Source organism: Nocardioides sp. NPDC057577 (assembly GCF_042801335.1).
Taxonomy (GTDB): Bacteria; Actinomycetota; Actinomycetes; order Propionibacteriales; family Nocardioidaceae; genus Nocardioides.
The window spans coordinates 1-8,084 of the sequence record NZ_JBHVGB010000224.1; the positions used below are offsets into that span (position 1 = coordinate 1).

Consider the following 8,084-nt stretch of genomic DNA (forward strand, 5'->3'; position numbering starts at 1 on the left):
TCGCTACGCCGGGGCCCAGCAGATCCCGTAGGTCTGGCCGCCCGCCCACTGCTCGGCGCTGGGGAACTCCCAGGACCACTCGTACTTGAGCGGGTCGTCGGCGACCTCGGCGGCAGCGGCCTTGCAGTCCTCGGCACCGGCGCTGTTGACCTTCGCCTCGCCGGGGTACTTCCCGGAGCCGAGGTCGATGACCGAGAGCGCCCGCCAGGTGTGCTTGAGGGAGCACGGGACGCGCTTGAAGGACTCGGACTTCGGTGACGCCGTGCCGCACATCCGGAACGGCTCGGCGGTCTCGGAGTCACCCAGGACGCCCTTCATGTTGCCCTTGAGGGTCATCAGCGCGTTGGGACCGGCGATGCCGATGACGTCGCAGCGGAACCAGTTGGCGCCGGCCTCGGACTCCTTGATCGTCGGGGTGAACCAGACCGGGCGCAGCATCGAGAGGCGCAGGTCGTCGGCGTCACCACCGAGATACCTGGTGACCTTGTTGGGGCACGCCTCGGCGACCTGGGCCGCGACCTGCTCCGAGTCGACCGCGACGAGGTGGCCGTCGACCACGTTCTTCAGCCGGCCCACGGCGTACGTCTGGGTGGTGTGCTTGCCCTTGCAGGAGACTGCGGTGCCGCCGGCGGTCGGGGCCAGCGCCTCGTCGTAGGTGAGGTTGTAGCAGGCCCCCTCCTTCGGGGACGGAGCCGCCGACGCGGAGGCGGACGGAGGCGCCGAGGAGGGTGACGGGGCAGACTTCGGCTCGCCTCCACCGCAACCGGCGAGAGCCAGGGCCCCCACGACGACGAGAGCCCCCCACAGCTTGTCGGACATGCTCACTCCTCGCTCACCGCCCAGCAGACCGCCCAGCGGTTGCCGGCGTTCCACTCCTTCTCACCAAACCATGTGTACCCGTAGTCGAAGCTTTCCGGGTAACCCAACCAGGCCTGGACCGAGCCCTTGCAGTACTGCGAGGCCTTCTTCTTGGACTCCGCGACACCGAGGAACTTGGTCTTGGCCTCGCCCAGCTTGATGGTCGTCACCGCGCGCATCTGGTGCGGCTCGGAGCAGGGAACCTTCGCGGAGGCGACGGTCTTGCCGGTGGCGCACACCATCCAGCGGTCCTCGACGTCCTCGACCTTCTTGACCTTGAGGAGGTCGCGGGTGGTGGTCGGCAGGTCGACGTACTCGGCGCCCTGCTGGCCACCGCCGACCACGTCGCAGCGGATCCAGCGCGCGCCCTCCTCCCAGGCCTTCTCCGAAGGTCCGAAGTAGACGTGGGAGAGCATCGAGCGCATCAGCAGGCTCTGGTCGGAGCCGACGTACTTCTCCAGCAGCTTGCGGCACTGGCTGAAGGCCCATTCGTTGACCTTCTCGTCGCCGTACGCCGCGTCCTTGAACTCGTCCGGGAGCGGTCCGGCGCCGAAGGTCTCGGCGTTGTGCGGCTCGTCGCAGGCGACGTACTTGTCGAAGTTGTAGGCCTCGGCGACGTCCTCGTGGGAGAGGTTGCGGCACTTGCCGACCTCGGGCACCGCGGTCGAGTCCACCTGCTTCGGGTCCTCGCCCTTCGCAGCCGCCCGATCACCGCCGCACCCGCTGAGCGCGAGGGCGGCGAGCACGACGATCACGAGGGACAAGACGGTCGTACGTCCAGGGGTATGGCCGATCACGGGGGTCGACTCTACTTGCGAACCCATGAGCGGGCCGAAAGCACAGATCAGGCGAGGACGGCGGCCAGCGTGGCTCCCAGCTCGTACGCCGCCTCGACGTGGGTGTCCTCGACGTCTCCCAGGACGTCGAGGATGTCGTAGGCCTGGGCCCATCCGAGGGCACCGACGATGGACTGCACCGAGCGGATCGCGCCGGTGGTGTCGTAGCGGCCGTGGACGTAGAGGCCGTAGGGCCGCTTGGCGGTCTCGCCGGCCGCTGAGCCGTCTCCTGGACCGGCCGCCCCGGACGGGTCGAGCGCGCCACCGACGGCCAGGAAGGTCGAGTCGAAGAAGTGCTTCAGGGCACCCGACATGTAGCCGAAGTTGGCGCTCGTGCCGAGCACGTAGCCATCGGCGGCCAGGACGTCCTCGGCGCTCGCCTCCAGGGCGGGACGTACGACGACCTCGACCCCCTCGATCTCGGGGTCGTTGGCGCCGGAGACCACCGCGTCGGTCAACCGCTGCAGCGACCGGGTGGGGGAGTGATGGACGATCAGCAGCCTGGCCATGGTCACAGCCAACCATTGTTGTCGGCGGTGAGCACGGCCTCGGTGCGGTTGGCGGCGCCGGTCTTGCCGATCGCGGCGGAGAGATGGTTGCGCACGGTGCCCTCGGAGAGGACGAGCCGGGCCGCGATCGTGGCGACCGGTGACCCGTCCCGGGCGGCACGGAGCACCTCGGTCTCGCGCTGGCTCAGCGGCGACTCACCGGCCACGAGGGAGTCGGTGGCGAGCTGGGGATCGACGACGCGCAGTCCCTGGTGGACGCGGCGTACGGCGTCGGCGAGCTGGGCCGCCGGGGTGTCCTTGACGACGAAGCCGGACGCACCGGCCTGCAGCGCCCGGCGCAGGTAGCCGGGGCGGCCGAAGGTGGTCACGATCAGCACCCGCGTCCCCGGAGCGGCGCGACGGACCTCGGCGGTCGCCGTGATGCCGTCGATCCCGGGCATCTCCACGTCCAGCAGCGCCACATCGGGGTGGTGCTCCAGCACGGCCGGTACGACCTCGGACCCGCTGCCGACCTCGGCGACGACCTCGAGGTCGGGCTCGAGGCCGAGGAGTGCCGAGAGGGCGCCGCGTACGAGCGCCTGGTCGTCGGCGAGGAGCAGCCTGATCGTCACGGGCTGACCTCCCCGTCGGCGGACATGACCAGCTCGAACCCGGATCCGGTACGCGTCGTCAGCACGGCGCCCATGGCGCCGGCCCGCTCCCGCAGACCGGTCAGCCCGGACCCGGACTCATTGCCGGCCCGGCGACCGTGGCCGTCGTCGTGGACGGTCACCGACCTCGGGGTGAGCACGATCTCGCACCGGCGCGCACCCGAGTGCCGGATGACGTTGGTGACCCCCTCGCGGATGGTCCAGGCGAAGAGCTCGCGCAGCCCGGAGGGCACCTCGTCGGTCGACTGGGGCAGCACCGGCTCGATGCCGGCCGCCTCCAGCGCCGCCCGCGCCCGGGCGAGCTCGCCCGGCAGGGTCAGCTCGCGGTAGCCCTCGACCGCGCGGCGTACGTCGGCGAGCGCGTCGCGGGAGAGCCGCTCGAGGTCGGCGAGCTCCTGCTTGGCCCGGTCGGGCGCTACGTCGACCAGGCGCTGGGCCAGCTCGGCCTTGACAGTGATGACGGTGAGGGAGTGGCCGAGGATGTCGTGCAGGTCGCGGGCGAACCGGTTGCGCTCGTCGGCCAGCGCCAGCCGGGTGTTCTCGTGCTGTGCGCCGATGAGGGCGACGTTGCGCCGCATCACCGAACGTACGCCGAGCATCGCCGCCGAGGCGGCGCAGACCGCGAACGCGGTGTCGATCTGCGAGCCCCAGCCCGGCACCAGCCCGGTGATCGCGACGCCGCCCGCGATGCAGACGATGGCGATGTAGACCGCCGGGGTCGGCAGCGTCATCACGCAGGCGACCGCGAGATAGACCAGGCCGGCGATGCCGCCCTCGCCGAGGGTGGCGATCATGACCGCGGCGAGCAGGCCGAGCACGGCGAGGTAGGGCGCCACGAAGCTCGCCGGCGGCTGCTCGACGAGCCGGAGCATGCCCCGCGCCCGCACCCAGATCAGCATGTAGGCCACCGCGAAGCAGAGCGTCGCCACGATCCCGATCACGCCCTCGGGTGTGTCGCGGGCCTGCCAGCCGACGTGGAGCGGGGTGATCAGGAAGAAGAGCCAGATGAAGGCGAACCAGGGACCGACGACGGTCCACCGCCTGTTCGCGGCGGCCGGCTGCGGCCCCTGGTCGATGCTCACGGAAGACACGTTAGTCAGACCCGTGCCGTGTCCTTGCTCATCCGCCAGGCGGCGCCGGCGATGAAGATCAGGAACCAGGCGATCGCGTTCACGACGGCGTACCAGGGCAGCTCGTGGGTCAGCGGCGCCCGGGTGACCTCGGCGACGCCGTACATCGGGGTCCAGTAGGCGATGTGTCGCACCACGGGCGCGTAGGTGCTCAGCGGGATGAAGAGGCCGCCCAGGAAGGAGAGCAGCGCCAGGCCGGGCCCGAGGATCTGCATCGCATTCTCACCGGGCACGACGTAGCCGACGAAGACGCCGAGCGCGGCGAAGGTGAGGGTGCAGAACAGGGTCACCACCATCGCCGTGACCCACACCGAGACCGGCATCTCGGCCTTGCCCTGGATCCGGCCGATGAGGTTGACGGTCAAGATGGCCAGCGCGCCCATGGCGAGTGCGACGACCGCCTTCGTCAGGATGTACGCCACCGGGTTCAGCGGCGTCAGCCGCAGCTGTCGCGACCAGCCGACCGAGCGCTCCAGCGCCACCATCGAGCCGACGCTGGCCGCGGTCATCGCGGCGCCGTACATCGCCATCGAGATCAGGATGTACGCCGCGACGTTCCCCTCGCCGGCCGGCTGCTCCCACCCCGACTGCCCGCCGAAGGCGAGCGCCAGACCGGCTGGGAGGAGCAGCGTGAAGATCACCGTACGTCGGTTGCGCAGCAGCCGCCGCAGCTCGATCCGGAGCAGGGTGAGGTTGAAGCCGCCCAGGGGAGGGGTGCGGCGGGCGGTCACGGGATTGATGGCGTTGGTGGTCACTGGTCGTCTCCGGTCAGGCTGAGGAAGGCTTCCTCGAGGTTCTTGGACGTGATCTCGAGGTCGCGGGCGGCGGTCTCGGTCAGGAGGAAGCGCGCGACCGCGTCGCTCTCCTTGGTGTGGACGACGACCTGCTCGCCGCGTACGTCGATGCCGTCGATCCCGCCCACCGAGCGCAGGCGTGCCTCGGCCTCGGCGGTGAAGCCGTCGACCGTCGCGCGCACGGTGCGGCCGGCGGCCAGCGCGCGGATCTCCGAGCCGGTGCCGTCGGCGACGATGCGACCGTGGGAGATGAGCACGATCCGGTCGGCGTACTGGTCCGCCTCCTCGAGGTAGTGGGTGGCGAACATGACCGTCCGGCCGCGCTCGGCGTCGGCGCGGATGGCGTTCCAGAACGTACGCCGCCCCTCGACGTCCATGCCGGTGGTCGGCTCGTCGAGGAGCAGCAGCGCCGGGTCGGGGAGCAGAGCCATCGCGAAGCGGAGCCGCTGCTGCTCACCGCCGGAGCACTTGCCGACCCTGCGGCCGGCGATCCCTGCGATGCCGGCGCCCCGGAGCGCATCCTCGACCGGCATGGTGTCGGCGAAGAGGCTCGCGGTGTACTCCACCGTCTCGCGCACGGTCATGTCCTTGAGGAGCCCGCCGGTCTGCATCACCGCGGAGACGAGCCCGCGGGCGACCGCGTCGCGTGGCGTGCGACCGAGCACCTGGGCGGTGCCGGACGTGGGCCGGGTGAGACCGAGGATCATGTCGATCGTGGTGGTCTTCCCGGCCCCGTTCGGCCCGAGGAACGCCACCACCTCGCCCTGGCCGAGGTCGAGGTCGATGCCGCGAACCGCCTCGACGTCACCGAAGTGCTTGGTGACTGAGTCGAGGCGCACGGCGGACGTGGTGCGGGTGGGTGTGGCAACGCTCATACCGACAAGCGTGGCCCGAGGTCACCCGCGATGCCTCGTCCCTTCCTCACGAGCGTGAGGTGACAAATGTCAGGCGACCAGGCGGCGGCCGGTGACCTCCTTGGGGCGCAGCCGCACCCACAACGGACGAGGGCCGGCCGGCCAGGGATGGAGGTTCTTGACCTGGTCGGGGATCTGGTCCTCGCGGTAGAGGATCTCGGCGCGTCCCTTGAACAGCGCCGACCAGCCCACATGGGTGTCGGGGGCGAGGTCGTCGACCAGCAGCGCCACGGCGCTCTCGTCGATCTGCTCGGCCATCGAGGAGTGGGCCGAGGTGCGGATCCAGAGCTCCTTCTCATGCACGACGTGGTTCACCGGCAGCACCACCGGGCCGCGCGGTCCGGTCCAGCCGATCCGGGAGATCTGGGTGTCCGTCGCGAACCGCCAGGTCTCCTCGACCGTGAGCTCTTCCAGTTGGGCCACGCCCGTTCCTCCCCTTAGTCGTCAGTTCGGTGCCAGTCTGCCAGTTCTGTTCTGTTATTGTTACGGAGTCATGATGCGCAGCCTCCTCCTTAGCTGCCGCAGCGGGGTCTGAGAAGCCGGACTCCCTCGCTGCGGAGGTTCGACGTGCGCCGGCACTCGCTCCCACCTGATGAGGACTCCATGACCAACCTGAGCAACTCCAGCAACCAGCAGAAGACGTCGGGGATGCCGCACCAGCGCTATCGCGCGTTCGTGCCCGTCGACGTACCCGATCGCACCTGGCCCGCCAAGAAGATCACCCAGGCTCCGCGGTGGCTCTCCACCGACCTGCGTGACGGCAACCAGGCCCTGATCGACCCGATGACGCCGGCCCGCAAGCTGCGGATGTTCGAGCTGCTGGTCGCGATGGGCTACAAGGAGATCGAGGTCGGCTTCCCGTCGGCCTCGCAGACCGACTTCGACTTCGTGCGCAAGCTGATCGAGGACGACCGGATCCCCGATGACGTACAGATCTCGGTTCTGACCCAGGCTCGCGAGGACCTCATCTCGCGCACCGCCGAGTCGATCGCCGGCGCCCCGCGCGCCACGATCCACCTCTACAACGCCACCGCCGAGCTGTTCCGCCGGGTGGTGTTCAACGTGACTCCCGCCGAGTGCATCGGGATCGCGGTGCGCGGCACCGAGATGGTGATGAAGTACGCCGAGGAGTACGTCCCCGAGCTGATCGGCACCGAGGACTTCGGCTACCAGTATTCGCCCGAGATCTTCACCCAGACCGACACCGACTACGCGCTCGAGGTCTGTGAGCGGGTCTCGGACGTGTGGCAGCCGGAGGCCGGCCGGGAGATCATCCTCAACCTGCCCGCCACCGTGGAGATGTCGACCCCGAACACCTACGCCGACCAGATCGAGTACTTCGGGCGGGGCCTGACCCGCCGCGAGCACTCCGCCATCTCGCTGCACCCGCACAACGACCGCGGCACCGCGGTCGCCGCGACCGAGCTCGGCCTGATGGCCGGCGCCGACCGCGTCGAGGGCTGCCTGTTCGGTCACGGCGAGCGCACCGGCAACGTCGACCTGGTCACCCTGGGCATGAACCTCTTCTCCCAGGGCATCGACCCGCAGATCGACTTCACCGTCGGCGGCGGCATCGACGAGATCCGCCGCACGGTCGAGTACGTCACCAACATCAACGTCCACCCGCGCCACCCCTACGCCGGCGATCTGGTCTACACCGCCTTCTCCGGGTCCCACCAGGACGCCATCAAGAAGGGCCTGGAGGACCTCGACCGGATCGCCGCCGAGGCCGGCAAGGACGTCAGCGAGATCCCGTGGGAGGCGCCCTACCTGCCCATCGACCCCAAGGACGTCGGCCGCACCTACGAGGCCGTCATCCGGGTCAACAGCCAGTCCGGCAAGGGCGGCGTGGCCTACCTGCTCAAGACCGAGCACTCCCTGGACCTGCCGCGTCGTGCGCAGATCGAGTTCAGCCGGGTGGTCCAGCAGCACACCGACTCCGAGGGTGGCGAGGTCAGCCCGGAGGAGATCTGGTCGATCTTCTCCAAGGAGTACCTCGAGCGCGAGGAGCCGTACGCCCTGGAGAGCTGGTCCTCGGTGACCGACGCCGAGGGCGGCGACCAGCAGGTCGTCGACCTGCGGGTGCGCGGCGAGGCGCGCACCTACAAGGGCGCCGGCAACGGCCCGGTGGCCGCGTTCGTCGACGCGCTCAAGGAGGCCGGCGCCGAGATCCGGGTGCTCGACTACGCCGAGCACGCGCTCTCGGCCGGTGGCGACGCGGCCGCGGCTGCGTACGTCGAGTGTGAGATCGCCGGCGAGATCGTGTGGGGCATCGGCATCCACGAGAACATCGTCACCGCCTCCCTGCGGGCCGTGGTCTGCGCGGCCAACCGCGCCCAGGCGGTCACGATCCCGCGCGGCTGACGCTCCGCCGAGATCTGCCGAGTCGGCGC

Annotated in this window: 9 protein-coding genes; 1 reads left to right on the plus strand and 8 read right to left on the minus strand. The window is 70.0% G+C overall.

Translation table 11 applies throughout. The annotated features are described in order from the left end of the window. Window positions 1-3: 3 nt before the first annotated feature. The 8 genes from ACFU7D_RS27085 to ACFU7D_RS27120 form a co-directional block, all read right to left on the minus strand. Window positions 4-819 (minus strand): septum formation family protein, encoded by an 816-nt coding sequence (locus tag ACFU7D_RS27085; protein WP_378873202.1) that lies wholly within the window; start codon window positions 817-819, stop codon window positions 4-6. A 2-nt stretch (window positions 820-821) separates the two neighbouring features. Then, window positions 822-1,655: a septum formation family protein gene (locus tag ACFU7D_RS27090; RefSeq protein ID WP_378730602.1), complete on the minus strand. Its 834-nt coding sequence runs from the start codon at window positions 1,653-1,655 to the stop codon at window positions 822-824. 47 nt (window positions 1,656-1,702) lie between these two features. Further along, window positions 1,703-2,203 (minus strand): flavodoxin family protein, encoded by a 501-nt coding sequence (locus ACFU7D_RS27095; RefSeq protein WP_378873204.1) that lies wholly within the window; start codon window positions 2,201-2,203, stop codon window positions 1,703-1,705. A 2-nt stretch (window positions 2,204-2,205) separates the two neighbouring features. After that, window positions 2,206-2,814, minus strand: coding sequence for a response regulator (locus tag ACFU7D_RS27100; protein WP_378730606.1), 609 nt, complete (start codon window positions 2,812-2,814; stop codon window positions 2,206-2,208). Beyond that, window positions 2,811-3,935, minus strand: a complete 1,125-nt coding sequence (locus ACFU7D_RS27105) for a sensor histidine kinase (RefSeq protein WP_378873206.1) — start codon at window positions 3,933-3,935, stop codon at window positions 2,811-2,813. Before ACFU7D_RS27105 ends, ACFU7D_RS27100 begins: the two co-directional genes overlap by 4 nt. 14 nt (window positions 3,936-3,949) lie before the next feature. Beyond that, complete coding sequence (locus ACFU7D_RS27110) at window positions 3,950-4,738, minus strand: ABC transporter permease (protein ID WP_378730610.1); 789 nt, start codon at window positions 4,736-4,738, stop codon at window positions 3,950-3,952. Continuing rightward, entirely contained in the window at window positions 4,735-5,652 is a 918-nt protein-coding gene (locus ACFU7D_RS27115) for an ABC transporter ATP-binding protein (protein WP_378873208.1), read from the minus strand. Before ACFU7D_RS27115 ends, ACFU7D_RS27110 begins: the two co-directional genes overlap by 4 nt. A 69-nt stretch (window positions 5,653-5,721) precedes the next feature. After that, complete coding sequence (locus tag ACFU7D_RS27120; RefSeq protein WP_378730614.1) at window positions 5,722-6,114, minus strand: pyridoxamine 5'-phosphate oxidase family protein; 393 nt, start codon at window positions 6,112-6,114, stop codon at window positions 5,722-5,724. A 180-nt stretch (window positions 6,115-6,294) separates the two neighbouring features. Between ACFU7D_RS27120 and leuA the strand changes: the two genes are divergently transcribed. Next, window positions 6,295-8,055, plus strand: coding sequence for a 2-isopropylmalate synthase (gene leuA, locus ACFU7D_RS27125; protein ID WP_378873210.1), 1,761 nt, complete (start codon window positions 6,295-6,297; stop codon window positions 8,053-8,055). Window positions 8,056-8,084 lie beyond the last annotated feature (29 nt).